General features: G+C 53.4%; 19 protein-coding genes. 10 read left to right on the top strand and 9 right to left on the bottom strand.

Annotation, left to right across the window (positions count from 1 at the left end):
* Nucleotides 1-15: 15 nt before the first annotated feature.
* From OGV67_RS03890 to OGV67_RS03860, 7 genes are read right to left on the bottom strand one after another with little or no spacing between them, the layout of a single operon-like run.
* Nucleotides 16-2,112, bottom strand: a complete 2,097-nt coding sequence (locus OGV67_RS03890; RefSeq protein ID WP_012133725.1) for a flagellar biosynthesis protein FlhA — start codon at nt 2,110-2,112, stop codon at nt 16-18.
* On the bottom strand, nt 2,099-3,232 hold the full coding sequence (flhB, locus tag OGV67_RS03885; protein ID WP_012133724.1) for a flagellar biosynthesis protein FlhB: 1,134 nt from the start codon (nt 3,230-3,232) through the stop codon (nt 2,099-2,101). The genes OGV67_RS03890 and flhB overlap by 14 nt, the downstream gene beginning before the upstream one ends.
* Nucleotides 3,232-4,005, bottom strand: coding sequence for a flagellar biosynthetic protein FliR (gene fliR, locus OGV67_RS03880; protein WP_012133723.1), 774 nt, complete (start codon nt 4,003-4,005; stop codon nt 3,232-3,234). The genes flhB and fliR overlap by 1 nt, the downstream gene beginning before the upstream one ends.
* 6 nt (nt 4,006-4,011) lie before the next feature.
* Nucleotides 4,012-4,284, bottom strand: coding sequence for a flagellar biosynthesis protein FliQ (gene fliQ / locus OGV67_RS03875; RefSeq protein WP_012133722.1), 273 nt, complete (start codon nt 4,282-4,284; stop codon nt 4,012-4,014).
* A gap of 2 nt (nt 4,285-4,286) precedes the next feature.
* A complete protein-coding gene (gene fliP, locus OGV67_RS03870; RefSeq protein ID WP_047458650.1) occupies nt 4,287-5,039 on the bottom strand; it encodes a flagellar type III secretion system pore protein FliP in 753 nt (250 codons plus the stop codon).
* Nucleotides 5,036-5,434 (bottom strand): flagellar motor switch protein FliN, encoded by a 399-nt coding sequence (gene fliN / locus OGV67_RS03865; RefSeq protein ID WP_012133720.1) that lies wholly within the window; start codon nt 5,432-5,434, stop codon nt 5,036-5,038. The genes fliP and fliN overlap by 4 nt, the downstream gene beginning before the upstream one ends.
* Complete coding sequence (locus tag OGV67_RS03860) at nt 5,427-6,311, bottom strand: FliM/FliN family flagellar motor switch protein (protein ID WP_071259999.1); 885 nt, start codon at nt 6,309-6,311, stop codon at nt 5,427-5,429. Before OGV67_RS03860 ends, fliN begins: the two co-directional genes overlap by 8 nt.
* 510 nt (nt 6,312-6,821) lie before the next feature.
* Here OGV67_RS03860 and OGV67_RS03855 point away from each other — a divergent pair.
* The 10 genes from OGV67_RS03855 (at nt 6,822) to OGV67_RS03810 (ending at nt 16,881) form a co-directional block, all read left to right on the top strand.
* Nucleotides 6,822-7,853, top strand: a complete 1,032-nt coding sequence (locus OGV67_RS03855) for a sigma-54 interaction domain-containing protein (RefSeq protein ID WP_049009539.1) — start codon at nt 6,822-6,824, stop codon at nt 7,851-7,853.
* Nucleotides 7,854-7,872: 19 nt separating this feature from the next.
* On the top strand, nt 7,873-8,241 hold the full coding sequence (gene fliE / locus OGV67_RS03850; protein ID WP_104869033.1) for a flagellar hook-basal body complex protein FliE: 369 nt from the start codon (nt 7,873-7,875) through the stop codon (nt 8,239-8,241).
* Nucleotides 8,242-8,251: 10 nt separating this feature from the next.
* Nucleotides 8,252-9,943 (top strand): flagellar basal-body MS-ring/collar protein FliF, encoded by a 1,692-nt coding sequence (gene fliF / locus OGV67_RS03845; RefSeq protein WP_286464952.1) that lies wholly within the window; start codon nt 8,252-8,254, stop codon nt 9,941-9,943.
* Entirely contained in the window at nt 9,915-10,952 is a 1,038-nt protein-coding gene (locus OGV67_RS03840; protein WP_012133715.1) for a flagellar motor switch protein FliG, read from the top strand. The genes fliF and OGV67_RS03840 overlap by 29 nt, the downstream gene beginning before the upstream one ends.
* 3 nt (nt 10,953-10,955) lie before the next feature.
* The gene (gene fliH / locus OGV67_RS03835) at nt 10,956-11,714 is read left to right on the top strand and encodes a flagellar assembly protein FliH (RefSeq protein ID WP_115615039.1); all 759 of its coding nucleotides are present in this window, start codon (nt 10,956-10,958) and stop codon (nt 11,712-11,714) included.
* On the top strand, nt 11,701-13,020 hold the full coding sequence (gene fliI, locus OGV67_RS03830) for a flagellar protein export ATPase FliI (RefSeq protein ID WP_012133713.1): 1,320 nt from the start codon (nt 11,701-11,703) through the stop codon (nt 13,018-13,020). Before fliH ends, fliI begins: the two co-directional genes overlap by 14 nt.
* A 6-nt stretch (nt 13,021-13,026) precedes the next feature.
* Nucleotides 13,027-13,470, top strand: coding sequence for a flagellar export protein FliJ (fliJ, locus tag OGV67_RS03825; protein WP_071259993.1), 444 nt, complete (start codon nt 13,027-13,029; stop codon nt 13,468-13,470).
* 4 nt (nt 13,471-13,474) lie between these two features.
* Entirely contained in the window at nt 13,475-14,908 is a 1,434-nt protein-coding gene (locus OGV67_RS03820; protein ID WP_230032223.1) for a glycosyltransferase family 2 protein, read from the top strand.
* Nucleotides 14,909-14,941: 33 nt separating this feature from the next.
* A complete protein-coding gene (locus OGV67_RS03815; RefSeq protein WP_012133710.1) occupies nt 14,942-15,883 on the top strand; it encodes a hypothetical protein in 942 nt (313 codons plus the stop codon).
* 110 nt (nt 15,884-15,993) lie between these two features.
* The gene (locus OGV67_RS03810; RefSeq protein WP_181421294.1) at nt 15,994-16,881 is read left to right on the top strand and encodes a glycosyltransferase family 9 protein; all 888 of its coding nucleotides are present in this window, start codon (nt 15,994-15,996) and stop codon (nt 16,879-16,881) included.
* A 99-nt stretch (nt 16,882-16,980) separates the two neighbouring features.
* Here the strand turns inward: OGV67_RS03810 and OGV67_RS03805 are convergent, their stop codons facing one another.
* Nucleotides 16,981-18,054 carry a glycosyltransferase family 2 protein gene (locus tag OGV67_RS03805; protein WP_049009293.1) on the bottom strand — a complete coding sequence of 358 codons (1,074 nt, stop codon included), beginning with the start codon at nt 18,052-18,054 and terminating at the stop codon, nt 16,981-16,983.
* A gap of 18 nt (nt 18,055-18,072) precedes the next feature.
* Complete coding sequence (locus OGV67_RS03800; RefSeq protein WP_172958462.1) at nt 18,073-19,320, bottom strand: class I SAM-dependent methyltransferase; 1,248 nt, start codon at nt 19,318-19,320, stop codon at nt 18,073-18,075.
* Between the last annotated feature and the right edge of the window lie 43 nt (nt 19,321-19,363).

Here is a 19,363-nt window from a genome sequence, read left to right as displayed (position 1 = left end):
TCGATCTCCTGCCGGTTATGCCAGCGTCCCTACGACGTTCAGATCCGCGTCATCCGGTACTTCATTATAAGAAAGAATATGCAGCCCGCTGGCGAACAGTCGGCCATAGCGGGAGATCACCGGACGTAGCTGCGGCGTTACCAGCAGCAGCGGCGGCAGCCCTTTCGCCTTCATCTGCTCGTAAATCATCGGCATTGTCGTCTGCAACTGGGTCAGAATGTTCGGATCGACAGGGAAGCTATCCAGCGCCACTTTTCCGGCCTGCTGCGCCTGGTTGAGCGCGCCCAGCAGCATATTCTCCAGTTGGCTGTCGATGGTGTAGGCCGCGAGTTGTTGACGATCGCCGTTAATGGTGTGAACGATGGCGCGGCGCAGAGCATAGCGCACGTCGGAGGTCAGCAGCACGGGATCTTTCGTCACGGTGACGCTTTCCAGCAATGTGGACGCGATGGTGACGATATCCTTCAGTGAAATCTGCTCCAGCAATAACTGGCGATAAATGCGCAGCAGCAGACTGTAGTTAAACGCGGCATTTAAATCCTCCGCCAGCTTTGGCGCCTGGAGCGCCAGGCGCGCATGCAGGTGGGTAATATCGTCATAGTTAAACAGATCTGGCAGATGCTCGCGGGCGACCTTGTTGACGTGCGTCGCCACCACGCTCGCGCAGTCAACCACCTGATAACCAAGATTCAGCGCTTTCGCCTTTTGTTCCGGGTCGATCCAGACAATCGCCATGCCGTAAGCGGGGTCGGTATCCAGTATGCCGTTGATCTCCCCGTACAATTCAGTGCCGGGAATCGCCATCAGTTTTTCAGCCTGGACTTCGCCGAGCGCGGTACGAATGCCGTTGATATGAATCGCGTATTGCGCCGGTTTCAGGCGGAAGTTTTCCCGGATGCGGATCTCCGGCAGTAGTACGCCGCAGTGCTCGGAAATGACCTGGCGAACGCCGCGTATACGTTGTGACAACGGACTGCCCTTCGACTCATCCACCAGCGTGACCAGTTTATAGCCGAGATTCAGGCCAATGGGCTCCACCAATGGAATGCTTTCCCAGGAGACGCCTGGCGTCGCATCCGGCGCGATGGCTTCGGTGATGGCCTCCATATCCGTCTCTTCCTGGGCGGGCTGCACCGCTTTGCTCTGCCGCCAGGCGGCAAACAGCAGCAGGGCGGTGAAGCTCAGGAAGGCGATGTGCGGCATTCCCGGCACAATCGCGAGAATAAACATCACGAAAGCGGCGGTATAGAGCACCTTCGGGCGAGAGAGAAGCTGGATTTTAATCTCATCGCTGACGTCATTGCCTTCGCTGACGCGGGTCACGATAATCGCTGCGGCAGTCGCCAGCAGCAGCGACGGGATCTGGGCGACCAGACCGTCACCAATGGTCAGCAGTACGTACTGGCGGAACGCGTGGCTGGCATCGAGATCGTATTTAAAAATACCGATACAGATACCGCCGATCACGTTGATGATCAGCACCATGATCCCGGCGATGGCGTCACCGCGAACAAACTTCGACGCGCCGTCCATCGCACCGTAGAAGTCTGCTTCTTTCGATACTTCCTGTCGGCGGTTTCGGGCCTGCTGCTGGTTAATCAGACCCGCGTTCAGATCGGCGTCGATAGCCATCTGTTTGCCCGGCAGCGCATCCAGGGTAAAGCGCGCGGAAACCTCGGAAATACGTTCCGCCCCTTTGGTGACTACCACGAAGTTGATGATCATCAGGATGATAAACACCACGAAACCGACGACGAAATCGCCGCCGATGACCACCTGACCAAAGGCTTCAATGACCTTACCCGCCGCGCCTTCGCCTTCATGACCGTGCAGCAACACCACGCGGGTAGAGGCGACGTTCAGCGTCAGACGCATTAACGTCGTGATCAGCAACAGCGTCGGGAAAATCGCAAAGTCCAGCGGACGCTGCATATTCACCGATACCAGCAGCACGATGACCGCCAGGACGATATTAAAGGTAAACAGAATATCCAGCATCAGCGGCGACAACGGCAAAATAACCATTGCCAGCACACAGAGAAGCAGAATAGGCACGCCGACTTGCCCCTGACGGAGCACGCTCAGCGCGTTGCGCAATTTACTGTTCGCCATTGGCTTTCAGTACCTCTTGAGGAATGTTGATTTGCCTGTTCAGGCGGGGCTTTTGTTCCACGTTGCCTTCGCGCCAGGATTTTAATTGCATGACGTAGGTCAGTACGTGGGCAATAGCGCGGAAAAGCTGTGTGGGAATCTGTTGGTTAACGCGGGTGGTGTAATAAACTGCCCGCGCCAGTGGCGGAAATTCCACCACCTCGATATTGTGATTAGCGCCCACTTCACGGATCCAGAGCGCAACATCGTCGATTCCTTTAGCAACGATGTAAGGGGCTTCGGCACGCTGTGGATCATATTTCAGCGCAACGGCGTAATGCGTCGGGTTGGTGATGATAACGTCTGCCGTTGGTACGGTTCGCGCGATTTGCCCCATCGCCATCTGACGCTGAAGCTGGCGGATGCGTCCTTTAATCTGTGGATTACCGTCGTTGTTTTTATACTCTTCTTTCACTTCCTGTTTGGTCATGCGCATTTTTTTGGTGAACATGAACTTACTGAGCGGTACATCCAGCAGGGCGAAAATGACGATAACGGCGATGAAGTAGCTGAAGACGTGACGAAAAATGGCAAACCCTTGTCCGATCGCCTGACGAAGATAAAGCTGTTGCAGGTGCAGCAGAGCGTGCATGGAGTCATGCACCATCATGTACAACACGGTAAGAATAATGCCGCACTTGAGCAGCATCTTGCCGACTTCCGTGTAGTGGCTGGCGGAAAACATCCGCTTGATGCCGCTGATGGGGCTGAGCTTTTTAAAATCCGGCTTCAGTTTTGTGGGGGTAAAAATCCAGCCGCCAGGCACCAGGCTTGCCACTATGCAGCACAGCGGAATCGGAATCAGCGTTGCGATAAAGCGCAGTACAACCCAGACGTTCAGCAGCATAAACTGATTCAGCGCCGTGGGATCGTCGAGCCTGCCCGCCATTTCACCGACAGCGGCAAACGATTCACGGATTAACTGCTGGTAATAGGGCAGAAATGCGGCGAGGGTGAAAAACGACGCCAGCAGTCCCGCCGCCATCGTCAGATCTTTTGAGCGCGGGAGGTCGCCTTTTTCACGCGCTTTGCGCAGTTTTCCGGGGGTGGGTTTTTCGCTTTTGTCGCCGCTGGAGGACATTACGACACCCTTATGGCGTCGAGCTTCGCCAGTATTTCATTGGTGAGATTGAGATAGTGATCAGGAATGTTGGTCACCATCATCGAGATACAGAGCAACCCAAACAGCATACTGATCGGAAAACCCAGCGAGAAAAGGTTCAGCGTTGGTGAAACGCGGTTTAGCAGGCCAAATCCGCCCTGCACAATCAGCATGACGAACGTCGTCGGCAGCGCGATAAGCGTCGCAGATGCCATAATCCAGCCCAGTCCCTGAACAATCAGCGTCAGCGTTGGCTGGTTAATCGCCTGACCAATAGGCCAGTAGCTAAAGCCTTTGAACAGAATCGTGACCAGCAGCAGGTGCCCATCCATGATGAAAAAGAGCAGTGCGCAGAAAACATAAATGATCTGCGAAATCACCGTAGTGGAGCTGCCGTTGACCGGGTCGTTCATCATCGCCATCCCCAGCCCCATGTTCATCGACAGAATATGCCCGGCGGTTTGCAGCGTGACAAAGACGAGCTGGAGCGCCATGCCGAACAGGAATCCCCACAGGAGCTGCTCGCCGATCAGCAAGACGGTGCGCATCGAAAGCAGTTCGCTGAGCACAACATTATTGGGCAGCATAGGGGTGATAATGATCGACAGCGCCAGCGCTGCGGCAATCTTAATGCGACGGGAAAAAGCCCGGTTGTCCAGCACGGGCGCGAACTGCAAAAACGCCAGGATGCGGAAAAAGGGCAGCACCAGAGCCATCAGCGGCGTGAACAGCGCCTGTATATCGATTCCCATCGCCGCTTAACCGACCAGCGCCGCCGCCTGGTGAAAGATCTGGATCGTAAAATCCACCAGTTGCGTCAGCATCCACTTACCGGCGAAGATCAGCACGCCCAGGGTGACGACCAGTCGCGGCAGAAAGCTCAGCGTCTGTTCGTTAATTTGCGTGGTGGCCTGAAAAATACTGACGCACAGCCCGACAATCAGGCTGGGAATAATGGCGACGGCGGAAATCAGCAGCACCAGATGGATGCCGGTCGCCATGATGTCGCCTGCTGTGTCCATGTTCATCATCGCTAAAGACCCTGAACGCTGGAGGCCAGCGTACCGACGATCAATGTCCAGCCATCGCACAGGACGAACAGCATCAGCTTAAAGGGCAGCGAGACGATCAGCGGCGAGAGCATCATCATCCCCATTGCCATCAGGATACTGGCGACAATCAGGTCGATCACCAGGAAGGGGATATAGATCATAAAGCCGATCTGGAAGGCGGTTTTCAGTTCGCTCAGCAGATAGGCCGGAGTCACGATCGTGAGATCCTGCTCGCGCGCATCGCCCTCGATCCCGGCGATGCTCATCATTTGCGCCATCGCTTTATTGTTCGTCTGGGCCAGCATGTAGTTCTTCAGCGGCACTTCCGCCTTCGCCAGCGCCTGTTTCAGCGTGATTTCATCTTTTTGAAAAGGGTCAATGGCGTCAGTATAAATCGTGGTCCAGACCGGGCGCATCACCAGCAATGTCAGCGCCAGCGCAATCCCGGTAAGAATTTTATTGGGTGGACTTTGTTGCAGCCCGAGCGCCTGGCGCAGAATCGCCAGAACGATAATGAAGCGGGTGAAACAGGTCATCATCAGCACCATGATCGGCAATAAGCCGAGCAGGGTCATCAGGATCAGGATCTCAATTTTAACGTTGTAATCCTGACCTGCGCCGTTGGCGGCGGTGCTAAAGAGGGTAATGTCGCCATTTGCAGCCAGTGCCGGTTGTGCGACAAGCAGACCCAGGAGCAGCAGAGCGATGCCGCTTCTGTTAAACAAGCGGTTCATCGCGTGAGCTCACCGAGTTCTTTGGCGTTGAATTCAATGATTCGCAGGCCGTATTTATCGTTGAGCACCACCACTTCTGCTTTACCAAACAGAATGCCGTTCACTTTAATGTCCAGCGGCTCGCCCGCCATCTTGTCCAGTTCGACCACCGAATCGCTGTTGACTGACATTAATTCAGCAAGCGAGATATTTACGGAAGCGACTTCCAGCGTCAGCGTCACGGGAATGCGGCTAAACAGCGCCATTTTACGGATATCCGTCATCGCGGTGTTGCGCGTTTCAGGCTGCAAATCCAGGCGGATATTCCCTTCGACGGTGTCTTCCTGCGTCATATCGCTAAGGTTCAGGTCATCCAGGTCAAGAGACTGGCTTAGCTCGTGTTGCAAATCACTCATATTGCTTCTCGGTTGTCTTATCATAGATATCGCACAAAAACAGCTTGCTACGATCTTCAACGATAGCAGCCTCAAAAATCTGTTCTTTGCCGATAAATACCGGTAAAGGTTCGTTAATGGCGATGGGGATGATATCCCCGGGTTTAATATCGGAAATCTGGGCGACGGTCAGGTTCAGGCTGGCCAGACGCCCGCTCAGTTTTAACGGCAGACTGTCGAACAACCGTTCTATCTGCGCAGGGCTCAGCGGCACGCTTTTCACGGCGCGGCTATCGGTCGCATCTGGCGAACGGAGTATCGCCAGCATCTGATCAACATGGTGGTGATCGAGCAGAATGGTAAAAGAGCCGTGATCGTACCCTTCGAGGGTAAAGGTAATGCACCAGGACCAGTGGCTAATGACCGTTGAATAATCGACCTTAATATCGAGATTTTCGCCAAAGGTTTCTTTGCAAATCACCAGTTGCGTGAGTTCCTGACCCAGTTTACTTCTCAGGCGTTCTTCTGTTTTTGTCACGCGCAACGATTCATCTGGCGCAACATGGCTGCTGTCTTTACTTAAACCGTAATAATCATGAAGGATGTTCAGCAATAAGATGCGATCAATAACAAAGGCGACATTTCCGTAAGGCGTCGAAAAAACCTGCGCATTCTTATATTGCTGGTCGATTGCGAAGGTCATCGACTTCAACGCGGCATTAACACGGAGTTTCTTCAGAAAATAAATGCTCAGGCGTGCATCAAGTATGTCAAAACTGTCATTCATCAACTTGGGTAACTTGTGCCACGGCCGACCGAGTTTACTGGTGTCGAGCTTTACCAGAGAAGGTAAATCCTTTCTCTGATGAATTCTGACTCGCTGTGATGCAGGGTTCATGATTATTCCTGGTTACCAAAAGTTTAGATGAAAAATAACGCCACTTTTTGGTTGTTGTGTAGCGTGAACCGTAAAATTTCCTGGAGGTATTTGAGTTTTAAAAATTATGTGTCGCTCTTGAACAACACAGAAGAAACGTCGCTGTCGAAAACTATCACACATTACGTCAGGATGTAGATTAGACAATCTTAACCCTGCTATTGCAAGCATCCAGGGGTTATTAATCTATTATTTCTCTAGGAATTTTCTCATTAATAACTTTTTTAATTTATTGATTTTTATAGATTAATATTTTAATACCCATTAAAAACAAGACAATTCCTATTCGCTACGTATACTGCCTTTACTTTATGAAAGTTGCCTGATTCATGAGTTAAAAAAACTGTTTATTTTTATTAACATCTTATAAAAACCCATTAACAAACTGGGTTTGTGATGTTTTTAAAAGATGCTTTGAATAATGGCTGAACAGCATATTTCTTATTTTGTTTTTTCTGTTGGTACACCTAAATGAGTATTATCATTGAATGCGAAGATCGTAATAGAAATGGCTTTATCGCCGTTTCTCCTGCCAGCGTTAGCGTAATGTCGTTAGCGCGTCGCGTTGCTAAGTATAATGTATCAGTACTGATTACGGGCGAAACGGGAACAGGGAAAGAGTGTATCGCCAAATACATTCACGAGAATGCCTGCGGCAGTGACGCCCCGTATGTCGGCGTTAACTGTGCAGCTATTCCAGAGAGTATGCTGGAAGCCATTTTATTTGGTTACGAGAAAGGCGCGTTTACCGGCGCTGTTGCGAGCGTTGCCGGTAAATTTGAGCAAGCTAATGGCGGCACGCTGCTGCTTGATGAGATTGGCGATATGCCGTTGGCGTTGCAGGCAAAATTACTGCGCGTATTGCAAGAGCAGGAAGTTGAACGTCTGGGAAGCCATAAGCGTATTCCGTTGGATATTCGCCTGATCGCTTCTACAAATAAAGATTTGCAGCAGGAAATTGCCGAAGGCCGTTTCCGCCAGGATCTTTTCTACCGTATTTCCGTCGTGCCTATTCATATTACGCCGCTGCGTGAACGCAGGCAGGACATCCTGCCATTGGCCCAGCGTTTTATCACTAAATACCGCGCTTTTCATAAAGGCGATCTGCGTCTGAGCGATGAGGCGCGTACCGTCCTGCTCAGATACGACTGGCCGGGTAATGTCCGTGAACTGGAGAATGTGATTCAGCGCGGCATGATTTTGTGCAACGGCGAAGAGATTCACGCCGCCGACTTTGGCCTGGCCGTTCGCGCTTCCCAGCCTGAAGCGGCGGTTATCGAAATGATGCCTGCCTATCGCGAGCAGGAGACGGGCAACCCGTCGATCCGCGATGTCAAACTGCACGGACGGCTGGCGGAATACCAGTACATCATCGATCTGCTTAAACGCCATAAAGGCAACAAATCCAAAACCGCAGAGTTTTTAGGCATCACCCCACGCGCTCTACGTTATCGTCTCGCCTCCATGCGCGACGAGGGTATTGATATTGAATGTTATTCCTGAGGCCAGGAAGGATTGATGAATGGATAAGATTACTGCCGCAGGCATCAACACGACACACCAGGCGTTGCTGGACAGAATGCAGCAGACCGCTTCATTAGCGTCAGCCGGTTCGGTTGACGCTTCTTTAACTATCGCTCCCGCCAGCAACGCGTTTGGCGTCAGTGAACCGATTTCCTTTGCGGGCGCGCTGAATAACGCTATCGATAACGTCGATGCGATTCAACACAGCGCAGGCGCAAAGCAAAAAGCGATTGATATGGGGCTGAGCGACGACTTAGCCGGTGCGATGATCGAAAGTCAGAAAGCCAGCGTGGCTTTTTCGGCCATGATGCAGGTGCGTAATAAGCTCACCACGGCACTGGACGAAGTAATGAATATTCCGCTCTAAGGTTTTAACCGTGCTTACTAAGATTAAAAGTCGTCTCCCTTCCGTGTCGGTGCCATCCGGTCTGAATAAGCCCCAGCTCATGGCGATTGTGGGCGGCGTGGTGCTGGCGGCCGCGATTATTCTGTCGCTGTGGAACCGCAATCAGGGTTATGTCGCGCTCTATGGTTCGCAGGAACATCTGCCGGTGTCACAGGTGGTGGACGTTCTGGGGGCAGAAAACATCGCTTACCGCATTAACCCGGACAATGGCCAGATTCTGGTGAGCGAAAGCAAACTGCCGCAGGCGCGAATGGCGCTGGCGGCAAAAGGCATCAGCGCGGCGACGCCCGATGGCTACGAGTTGATGGACAAAGAAGAGATGCTCGGCAGCAGCCAGTTTATTCAGAATGTCCGTTACAAACGCAGCCTGGAAGGGGAACTGGCGAAGAGCATTATGGCGCTGGACCCCGTGGAAAACGCGCGCGTCCATCTTGGGCTTAACGAGTCCAGCTCCTTTGTATTGACCAATAAACCGACCAGCAGCGCATCGGTCATGGTGCAACTGCACTATGGCAGAAAACTGGATGAGCAGCAGGTCGCTTCTGTCATTCAACTGGTGGCCGGAAGCGTACCGGGTATGCAGCCTGGCGCGGTGCGGGTGGTCGATCAGAGCGGTAATTTGTTGTCTGACGGCATCGAAGGCACGGATGGCGGCATGACGAGCAAGCGCATGGGCGATGACGTCATGCAGCGCATTCGCGAGGATACCACGAAAAATATCACCAGCCTGCTGACGTCGTTAGTGGGGCCGGGCAACTTCCGTATCAGCGTTGCGCCGACCGTAGATTTAAGCCGTGTGGAAGAGACTCAGGAACGGCTGGGTAAAGATCCGCGCGTCAGCGATGAACAACTGAGCCAGGAAAACACCACCAATGAAATGGCGTTTGGCATTCCCGGCTCGCTGAGTAACCGTCCGGTCAACCCGACGCCGCAGGCTCCCGCCAACCCGGCGGAGGGCAATCCGCCCGCTGAAAACGCTGCAAACGCCGCGAATAACACCGACCCGCGCTCGCTTTCCAGCCGCAGCCAGGAACAGCGTAAGTACGCGTTTGATCGTGATATTCGCCATATCCGCCACCCGGGTTACAAGCTGGAAAAACTGAGTGTCGCGGTGGTGCTGAACCAGGCCGCTCCTGCGCTGGCGAAAATTACGCCGGAACAACTGACGTCGATGACGCGCCTGGTGGAAAGCGCGGCGGGTATCGAAAAAGCGCGCGGCGATGCCTTAACGCTGGATGTTCTGACCTTCACGGCCCCGGCAGACGATGTCATGCCAGACCTGAAATGGTGGCAAGACCCTTCCATGCAGTACTGGGGACAGAATGGCGGAATTGGGCTGCTGGCCTTGCTGACATTGCTGTTTGGCGTTCGCCCGCTGGTACAGCGCTTTGGACGTCGCGACCCGATCACCCTGGATGGCGAGGCGACGAAGAAAGAGCTGGAAGCGCCTGACAATGGGGTGGTGATGAACGATGACGAGTTCGCCAGCCTGTCGAAAGCGGCGTTCAACAATAATGAAGATCTGCTGCCGCCGCAAAGCTCCGGCCTGGAAGCCAAGGTGGAATTCCTCCAGCTGTTGGCCCAGAGCGAAACCGAGCGCGTAGCAGAAGTACTGAAACAATGGATCAACAGCAATGACCGAAGCAACAGTAAGCCGGAATGATAAAAACCACTCAGCCTCAGCCGGGCGCAGCCGTCTGGAGCAGGCGGCGATCCTGCTGATGAGCGTAGGCGAAGAGGCCGCCGCGCAGGTGATGCAGAAGCTGAACCGCGAAGAGGTTATGTTGTTGAGCGAAACGATGGCGCGTCTCCATGATGTGAAGGTGCATCAGGCGCGTCTGGCAATGAACAATTTTTTCTCTGATTACCGCGAACAAAGCGGGATCAACGGCGCCTCACGCACGTATCTGCGCAGCATTCTGGAAAAAGCGTTGGGCGGTGAGATTGCCCGCAGCGTGATCAACGGTATCTACGGCGATGAAATTCGCTACCGTATGGCACGCCTGCAATGGGTCGATATCCCACAGCTGGCGGCATTGATTGAGCAGGAACATCTCCAGCTCCAGGCCGTTTTTCTCGCCTTCCTGCCACCGGATATTGCCGCCAGCGTGTTAAGCGTTCTGCCGCAAGAACGGCAGGATGAAATTATCTATCGCGTCGCGCGTCTGGACGACATCAACCGTGACGTTATCGACGAACTGGACAGACTGATCGATCGCGGCGTCGCGGTGCTTTCCGAGCATGGTTCAAAAGTGATTGGCCTCAAACATGCCGCCAACATCGTTAACCGTATCCCCAGCAATCAGCAACAGCTGCTGGATCAACTGCGCGAGCGCGACGAGAAAGTGGTCGAAGATCTGAAAGACGAGATGTACGAGTTCTACATTCTCAGTCGTCAGACGCCGGTGACGTTGCAGCGTCTGATGGATGAAATCCCGATCGAAGAGTGGGCGGTAGCCCTGAAAGGGACGGAGCCGGTTCTGCGTCAGGCCATCTTTAACGTGATGCCAAAACGCCAGGTCACGCTGCTGCAAAGCACCACGACCCGCCTGGGGCCAGTGCCGATCAGCCGTATAGAGCAGGTGCGCAAAGAGATCATGCAGGTTGTGCGCCAGCTGGCTGAAGAAGGTGAAATTCAGGTGCAACTGTTTGCCGAGCAGACGGTGGAGTAAACCATGTTCAAGAAACGGAGTTTACCGCTGGATGCCCTGACCACCAGCCGCCAGGCGGTGGTTAAGCCGCGCTTATACCGCTTCCCGCCCCTGCGTAATCGCAGGATGCCTGCCGGTGTTGTCGCTGATGAAGACGCCGCACCGACGCTGGACCCCGCCGACTACCAGTTACAGGTAAAAGAGGGGTTCCAGGAAGGGATGAACCGGGGGTTTGCCCAAGGGATGGAAGAAGGCCGGGAAGAGGGCTACCAGGAAGGTATTCGTCTTGGTTTTGACGAAGGGATGCGCAAAGGGCTGATTGAAGGTAAACAGCAGGCGCGCCAACAGTTCCTGGACGCCGCCGCCCCGTTTGAGCGCCTGACCGCAGAGGTGCGGAACTACCTGGAGCGTTACGAGCAGCGTCGCCGCGAAGAGTTGCTGCAACTGGTGGAAAAAGTGACCCGCCAGGTGATCCGCTGTGAACTGGCGTTGCACCCGACGCAACTGCTGGCGCTGGTGGAAGAGGCGTTGACCAGCCTGCCGCATCAGCCGGAGCAGGTGCGTGTTCAGCTGAACAGCGAAGAATTTATGCGCATCAGCGAGGCCGAACCGGAGAAAGCGCGTGAGTGGGGACTGGTTGCCGATCCTTCTCTGGAGCCGGGAGAGTGCCGCGTTATCACCGATACCACGGAGATGGATGTGGGCTGTCAGCACCGTCTCGATCAGTGCGTAGATGTACTGAAAAACAGTTTGCTGCCGGAATCGCCGCATGAGCAGCCTTGATTTTGAAGAGGCGCTGCGCTCTATCGAGCAGATCGATCTGGCGCGCGTCGCCGGGCGGTTGGTCAGGGTCAACGGCATTCTGCTGGAGTGCGTCGGTTGTCGTCTGGCGGTAGGGCAGATGTGCCACGTTGAAAGCGTCGATCAGGAGATGATGGATGCGCAGGTGGTTGGCTTTGATCGTGACGTGACCTACCTGATGCCCTTCAAGCATCCCTCTGGCCTGATCGCTGGCGCACGCGTGTTTCCCGCAGGCAAAACTGAAGGGGTTATGATCGGCGATCAGTGGCTGGGACGCGTGGTAAACGGTCTTGGCGAACCTCTTGATAATAAAGGAAAGCTCGGCGGAGATACGCTGTTAGCACAGCAGCTTCCGCAGGTGCATCCGCTTAAGCGTCAGCCTGTTCATGCGCCGCTGGACGTTGGCGTTCGCGCCATCAACGGCTTGCTGACTATTGGTAAAGGCCAGCGCGTCGGGCTGATGGCGGGCAGCGGCGTCGGTAAAAGCGTTCTGCTCGGCATGATCACGCGTTACACCCGGGCGGAAGTCGTGGTGGTAGGACTGATCGGTGAGCGAGGCCGTGAAGTCAAAGAGTTTATTGAAAATGCTTTGCAGGCTGAAGGGCTGGCGAAGTCGGTGATTGTCGCCGCGCCAGCGGATGAATCGCCGCTGATGCGCATTAAAGCCACCGAGTTATGCCACACCATTGCCAGCTATTACCGCGATAAAGGGAAAGACGTTCTGCTGCTGGTGGATTCCCTCACGCGTTACGCGATGGCGCAGCGCGAAATCGCCCTGTCGCTTGGCGAACCACCTGCGACCAAAGGCTATCCGCCGTCGGCGTTTGGGATGATCCCGCGGCTGGTTGAAAGCGCCGGAAACAGCGAAAGCGAGGGATCGATGACCGCGATCTATACGGTGCTGGCGGAAGGGGACGATCAGCAAGATCCGATTGTGGACTGCGCCCGCGCGGTGCTTGACGGGCATATCGTGCTTTCGCGCCACCTTGCCGAGGCCGGGCATTATCCGGCGATTGATGTCGGCCAGTCTATCAGCCGCTGTATGAGTCAGGTGACGGAGCGTGAGCACCAGCTCGCCGCCCGCACGCTGAAACAGCTGTATGCCGAATACCAAAGTATTAAACCGCTGATCCCGCTGGGGGGATACGTTGCAGGCGCCGATCCGCTGGCAGACAGAGCGGTACGTCTTTCGCCCGCGATCAATCAATTCTTACAACAGGAAGTCCAGGATGCCGCGCTGCTTGAGCCGACAATCAGCGATCTGTGCGCCCTGGCGCAGGCAGGGTAATGCACGATGAGCAAACTGATTTCTACGCTTGAGCAACTTCACCTGCTGCGCACTCGCGCGGTAGAAGACTTAAGCACGAAGCTGGCATCGCAAAACCAGCTGTGCCAACGGTTTGAGAAAAATATCGATACGCTGACGTCGCTTGCTGCGGGTCTGGTGTCCCAGAGCGCCAACAGTGCGGCCATGATGATTAACCAGTCGAAATATAAACATAACATTCAACGCATTATCGACTGGCAAAAACAGGAACAGGCGCTGGCGCGCCTGGAAGCGCAAAAAATTCAGGGCAACCTGCTGGCGGAGGCGAAGCGGGAAAAAAGCATTGAGCTGGTTCTCGACGCTAAACGCGCTGACCGGCAGGCTGAAATCAACCGTCGGGAACAGAAAATGACCGATTCACTCTCTGCCCAGTGCTGGCTGCGTCAACAACGTCTGATTCGTCAACGATAGCGCTATGAAAAGAAACAAACCGGGTTTCCCGCAAACGTCTTCGCGTTCTCTGATGGGGACGCTGATTCACCGTCAGCAGACGGCACGCGTCCACAGCACGCCGTTCGTTAGCGTCGTCTGCCCGACGTATAACCGACGCGAGTTCCTGCCGTATCTGCTGTATATCTGGCAGTACCAGGACTATCCGGCCGACAAACGCGAACTGATTATTCTGGATGATTCTCCGGTCAGCAATGCCGATCTGATCGAGATGATGACGGACCCGTCGCAGCCCAACGTGCGTTATGTCCACAGTGAAGCGCGTCTGGTACTGGGGCAAAAACGTAACATGCTCAATGCGATGGCGCAGGGAGAGTACATCCTGTGTTTTGACGATGACGATTATTACCCGCCGGATAAAATTTCCTGGCAGGTGGCGCAGATGCAGGCCAGCAACGCGCTATTCTCCGGCAGCGATCAGATTTATATCTGGTACAGCCATCTGGACAAAATCTATATCACGCACCCTTTCGGGCCGAGACATGCGCTGAACGGCACTTTTGGGTATCACCGCAATTTGTTGAAAAAAAATCGTTATGACGACGATGCGACAAAAGCGGAAGAGACGGGATTCCTGAAAGGCTTTACCACGCCGGTTCACCAGATAGATCCGAAGCGCGCCATTCTCTGTATTTCGCACAGCAGCAATACCTATGACAAAGATTTCATCATGGGCAGCTCCACGCCGGTGGATCTGACGCTGGAAGACATTGTCGATGACGCGAACTTGCTGGCGCACTACCGTCGACTGAGTCATGCGCCGCTAAATGTTCAGGTGAACTGGCAGGCTTTTGAAAAGGTGGCGGTGCTCTACGACCCGGCAAAAGAGGCGGAGCTGGCCCGTCGCTGCGAGGCTTTACTGGATTTTGGCCTGCGCGGCGAACAGATCTGGCCGGTAGCGAAAAACGCGGAGGCGTCGGCGGAACGGGCGGAACTGGCAACGCACTGCCAGGTGCTTGAGCTGGCGCAGAAAGAAGGCTGGAAAAATGTGCTGCTGCTGGATGCCGACGTGCAGTTCGTCAAAAAAGAGAACGCCGTTAACGACATCAACAAGCTGCTGAATGGCCTGAACCAGCTTAACTGGCAGGTGCTTCTGCTCGGCGGGCGCTATGAAAACTTTACGCTCACCCAGTCATTGAAGGGCGTAGCGCGGATCTATAACGCGGGCTGCGGCTGCGCGTATGCCGTTAACGCAGGTTATTACGATGCCCTGCTGGACGCCTATCGCCAGGCGATGGACTATCCGGCAAGCCTGGATCGCTGCTGGGCGGCATTAATGAATAAGGGGGATTTGTGGCTGGGATTCAGCCCGAGCTTTGCCTTCCTGCAACATCACCCGGACCCTAAAAGTGGCGAAATCATCGATTGTACGCACTGGTTTTTCCGTAAACACCGCTAACCGCAGGCCAGAATACGCCTGGAGAGAGCAAACATGGAACTGATAGAACATTACCAACCTGAATTTGTGTCACGCTTTGATGCGCGAGAAACCCCGTGCCAGTGCCCGGCTTGCCAGCATGCGCAGCAAAACTGGCCGCGTATTAGCGTGAAGCTGAAAAACCAGCAGCGTGAAAGTCTGGATATCACCTGTGAAGCGGCGGCCAGAGAGATGCTGCTTAACCCGGAGGCCTTTATCCTGCACACCTCGCAAGGGGAGGCGCAGGGCGAAGATGAGTTATCCGCCTGGAGCGAAACCCTGAACCAGCAATGTATTAACCTGGCGGTACATCCTGCGCTGTCGCTGGAAGGCAGCCTGTATGCGATCGGCGTTTTGCTGAGTAAGGCGCAGCAGTATCTGGACGGCGGCGAGCACGATCCGGCCCTGCTGTCCTCTATGGGAGAGCAACTGGCAATGCTGGCAGAACAAGGCGTGCTGACACAGCAGTTTGCGCTGTTGCCTCCGATTGCTGAAAACCGCATTGCCGCGCTAAAAGAGATGGGCCGGGTACGCCTGAATCTGAATCTGCCGCTGACTGAAAAAATGAGCGTGGCGCTGAAAATGAGCGAGCTGTCGGTGATGCAGCCAGCGCGGTTGGCGGATCGTCTTCAGCAGCTGGAATCGCTCTGGTCAACCATTCCGCTGTTTGATGAACAGCCACACATCCTGCGTAATGCGCTGATTTATCAACTGTATAACGATGTATTCCCCGGCATTCAATGCACCAACTACGGTGAGGCGCTACTGGGGCTGGCCAACCAGTTCTTCCAGATCAAAATGCTGTGCGCAATCCGCTGCGAACAGGGAGCGCTGACGCAGGATGATGTCGTGCTGCTGATTAACGCGCTGAAGGGGTGGCAGCAGCAGAATCCGTTCTCCGCGAATGCGGCGCATACCTCTGACTACAGCCTGCTGTGCGGGTTGTCGCTGTTGTAATAAATCATATGGATACTGTTTATTTACATCTTAATGCTGCAATGGGAGATACCCTGTATCTCCTGGCAGCGTGCAGAGCCATCAAAAATAAAACAGGCGCGAGCATCATTATGTTGAGCCAGCCGCACTTTAGCGCGCTGGCGCGGGCATGCCCGCATATCAGCGAGGTCTGGCCGGTGGACTCTCTTAGTGCGGAGCAGCATCAATGCATTCAGCGGGCGCAGGCGCAAGGGCGACTCTTTGACTTTACGCATTGGGCCCATGCGCTCAGACCGCTACATATGATCGATGCTTTTCTCGCGCAGGCAGGGCTTGAGGCGTCCGCAGCGGATAAACACCTCGATTTAGTCATTCCAGAATCTGCCCACAGTGCCGTTGACGCGTTCTGGCAGCAACATAAATTAGAGAACGCGCCGGTGTTATTAATGCACCCTAATATCGGACACCCAAACCGGACCTGGCCGCAAAATAACTGGCATGAGCTGGCGCAAATGTGGCTGCAAACGGGGTGGCAAGTTGTGTTCATTGGGAGCAATAACAACTCTGAGGCGGGAAAATCGATGGCGGAAGCGTATCCAGCCGGAGTTATCAATGCCATTGACCGCTTTTCAGCGCTGGAAACGGTTGCGCTTATGCAGCGAGCGAACATGCTGGTTTCCTGTGATTCAGGGCCGGTCATGCTTGCGGCGGCAACAGATATCCCTGTGGTAGCCCTCTATTCAACCGTGGCTGCGGAACACCGGTTGCCGTTTCGCCGTAGGGAAGCGGGCTGGCGTTGTATGGGAATTGATCTCGCCTGTAGTCATGGGCCATGTGCGCGTTTGCTGATGAACGATGTCATTTTCACCACCGTGCTTAAACGCCCTTTTGATGTGCCGACGACTCAGGAATTTGCAAACTGGTGCGTTCATAAAACCCCTTTCCGTTGTCTGCGACAATATGAACCGGCGATGCTGTATACCCAAATGGTCAGTTTTGTTTTATCGCTCCAGGAATAACGTTATTTCTTGTCGTGCCGGTTCCTGAAGGAATATCTGGTAAAAGCGATTGGCTATGCGGCATAGCCAATCGTATTGCTAAATAGCGTGGTATGAAGACTAAAAACCTTCGGCTAATATTCTTCTTTTGTTCTTTATCGCCAGTTCAATTCTGCCTGATAGCGCGATGAATTCGCTCTCATCAATAATATTGCTGTCGCGAGCAATTTGGTTAATCAAGGCATGCAGCAACACAAGCCCATTCTCTGTTGGCGTGTCTACATACAGTTCATGAAAAATGGATGCCAGATAGTGAATCATCTTCTGTGCGGAAAATAAAGGCAGCGTTTCGGGCAAATTACGGATTATCGCATCCTGATATAGCATACCCGTATATCGGTTTAAACATTGTACGGTTTGGGGATTGCTGATATTTCCGGCCCGGGGAAGCAGCAGTCGGAAGGTATCAAGGATAGCCAGCGCGCGTTTTGCTTTGCTGCTGGAAGTGGTGATTGAGCCGTTACGAATGGTATGGAAATACAGTCTGTCGGCAAGGCACCTTACTTTTGCGTCGGGCACGCTGAGCAGCAATTCAGTGGTGAAGTATTCATCCTCAAAAAACGGTGTCTTAAACCGCATATGAGCATATGTTTTTCGCCGCCAGGCATATCCCCAGACCACAACGGAGTAACCGTGTCCTGTTCGGGCGCGTTCGGTAATGCAGTGATTAAAGAACGTTTCGGCATGAAATGTTTTATTAATCAGATTACGCGGCCGTTGATAATACCCGGAAACCATATTGTTGCTGATATGGTGCAGGTGAAATTCCAGATGGGTGGAGAAAAACAGGACATCCAGGTGATGCTTTTCCATTTCGCGCACAATGGTTTCGATACCATCCGAAGCGATATGATCGTCAGAGTCCAGGCAATAAATATATTCACCTGATGCGCTTGCTAACGCGGCGTTGCGGGCCTCGGCAAGTCCTCTGTTTTCCTGGTCAACAATACGCATACCCGGCAGACGGCTCTGATAACGCGCCAGAATATCCCGGGAGTTATCTGTCGAACCGTCATTAACCGCGATAATTTCCAGATGCCGCCAGGTCTGCGCAACGAGTGAATCAAGGCAGCGCTCAAGGTATGCGCTGACATTGTAGACCGGCAAAATAATCGATACGACAGGGTGATTCATTGGCTACTCTCCCTGTTGCTATGATTTCAGCTTTTGGATGATTATCTCAATTGCGGATTCAGCAAACGCCGTCCGCGTTTGATCGAATCGAGGCATACCTTTTAAATGGCTATGATTCAGCCTCTCTATTTTCTCAATGCTGAAGTTCCCTGGCAGGGTTTGTAATAACGATAATACGTTGACGGAAACAGGCGACCAGCTCCGATGCTTAAAGGGCGTAAAAGTATGTTTATGATCGTCGTTGAAGGTTGATGGCCAAACGCCTTGCTCGTATAAATCTTCGTCTGGAATGGTTAAAACCAGATGACCGCCGGGTTTTACGACCCTTAACCAATGAGGCAGCGCGACGTAAGGGTCCATGACATGCTCCAGGCAATGCCCTGAATAAACGAAATCAAATTCGTTATCCGGTACTCTGGCTAAATACTGCGCGTCACCTTGTTGAAGATCGAATACGGTTATTGATTGGATTAAAGGAAACAGGCTTTGATACAACGCAATACTGTCATCGCCGCCGCCAATATCCAGACCTTTTCCTGACAGCCAGCGAGTACTGAAACGCGCATCAAGCAATCGCCTGTTAATTGACATACAGGTTGATCCTGGTATCCCCGTTCGAAATACGGGGGCCGCAGTCCGGTCTCCTGCCAGAATATGGGTGTTAACGCCGAATTCTCGCCAGCTTTTAGGCCAAAGTACAACGTAGCCCTGGTCATCGGGGTAATGTTTGATGATATGCGTCCCGCTATAGGCCTCAAGCGCTTCCAGAAACGCGTTCTCAGCGTCTTCTGTGGGAGGAGGGAGCGCTTTGCAGCCGGTGGCCTCATGCATAACGCGAAGATAGATACGGCTATCATCAATAATAATCAGCGCATTATCCGCAAATTCTTTTAGCTGGCGTAACTCATTGAGCAGAGGAAGGCGCGTTTCCTCATTGTATTTATTGCTCTGGTAGTCCTCGAATTTAAAATCTGCGCCGGGGAAGTGTGCATCCAGAAAAACAACGGCGCGCTTGATGAAAAGAGTGCGTTTAATTTCTTCATGGGACAAAAATGTCAGACTGTCTTCATTGTACAGATGCAGATTGTCTATTTTTGGCGCGGCATCAAATAACGGTTTATAGATTTCACAGGAATAAACTTCTTCAGCACCTGAGCGTAAGGCATATACACTTGATGCACCTTTACCAAAACCTGTTTCAATTACATGAGTAACACGATAGTGACGAATCAGGTGGGGAAGGTTGAAGCGTCGTAATTGCCCCATAATATTGGCCTCGATGAAAATTACGGATAGAACGCAAACGGAA

The organism is Citrobacter sp. CK188 (assembly GCF_030333525.1).
GTDB lineage: Bacteria > Pseudomonadota > Gammaproteobacteria > Enterobacterales > Enterobacteriaceae > Citrobacter_B > Citrobacter_B koseri.
Note: the sequence above shows the minus strand (reverse complement) of the source record. Positions and strands in the feature narration are given on the sequence as shown.

Bases quoted from the DNA above. Each gene is read 5' to 3' on its own strand.
- OGV67_RS03890 (WP_012133725.1), bottom strand. From the start codon at position 2,112: ATGGCGAACAGTAAATTGCGCAACGCGCTGAGCGTGCTCCGTCAGGGG.
- flhB (WP_012133724.1), bottom strand. From the start codon at position 3,232: ATGTCCTCCAGCGGCGACAAAAGCGAAAAACCCACCCCCGGAAAACTG.
- fliR (WP_012133723.1), bottom strand. From the start codon at position 4,005: ATGGGAATCGATATACAGGCGCTGTTCACGCCGCTGATGGCTCTGGTG.
- fliQ (WP_012133722.1), bottom strand. From the start codon at position 4,284: ATGATGAACATGGACACAGCAGGCGACATCATGGCGACCGGCATCCAT.
- fliP (WP_047458650.1), bottom strand. From the start codon at position 5,039: ATGAACCGCTTGTTTAACAGAAGCGGCATCGCTCTGCTGCTCCTGGGT.
- fliN (WP_012133720.1), bottom strand. From the start codon at position 5,434: ATGAGTGATTTGCAACACGAGCTAAGCCAGTCTCTTGACCTGGATGAC.
- OGV67_RS03860 (WP_071259999.1), bottom strand. From the start codon at position 6,311: ATGAACCCTGCATCACAGCGAGTCAGAATTCATCAGAGAAAGGATTTA.
- OGV67_RS03855 (WP_049009539.1), top strand. From the start codon at position 6,822: ATGAGTATTATCATTGAATGCGAAGATCGTAATAGAAATGGCTTTATC.
- fliE (WP_104869033.1), top strand. From the start codon at position 7,873: ATGGATAAGATTACTGCCGCAGGCATCAACACGACACACCAGGCGTTG.
- OGV67_RS03840 (WP_012133715.1), top strand. From the start codon at position 9,915: ATGACCGAAGCAACAGTAAGCCGGAATGATAAAAACCACTCAGCCTCA.
- fliH (WP_115615039.1), top strand. From the start codon at position 10,956: ATGTTCAAGAAACGGAGTTTACCGCTGGATGCCCTGACCACCAGCCGC.
- fliI (WP_012133713.1), top strand. From the start codon at position 11,701: ATGAGCAGCCTTGATTTTGAAGAGGCGCTGCGCTCTATCGAGCAGATC.
- fliJ (WP_071259993.1), top strand. From the start codon at position 13,027: ATGAGCAAACTGATTTCTACGCTTGAGCAACTTCACCTGCTGCGCACT.
- OGV67_RS03820 (WP_230032223.1), top strand. From the start codon at position 13,475: ATGAAAAGAAACAAACCGGGTTTCCCGCAAACGTCTTCGCGTTCTCTG.
- OGV67_RS03815 (WP_012133710.1), top strand. From the start codon at position 14,942: ATGGAACTGATAGAACATTACCAACCTGAATTTGTGTCACGCTTTGAT.
- OGV67_RS03810 (WP_181421294.1), top strand. From the start codon at position 15,994: ATGTTGAGCCAGCCGCACTTTAGCGCGCTGGCGCGGGCATGCCCGCAT.
- OGV67_RS03805 (WP_049009293.1), bottom strand. From the start codon at position 18,054: ATGAATCACCCTGTCGTATCGATTATTTTGCCGGTCTACAATGTCAGC.
- OGV67_RS03800 (WP_172958462.1), bottom strand. From the start codon at position 19,320: ATGGGGCAATTACGACGCTTCAACCTTCCCCACCTGATTCGTCACTAT.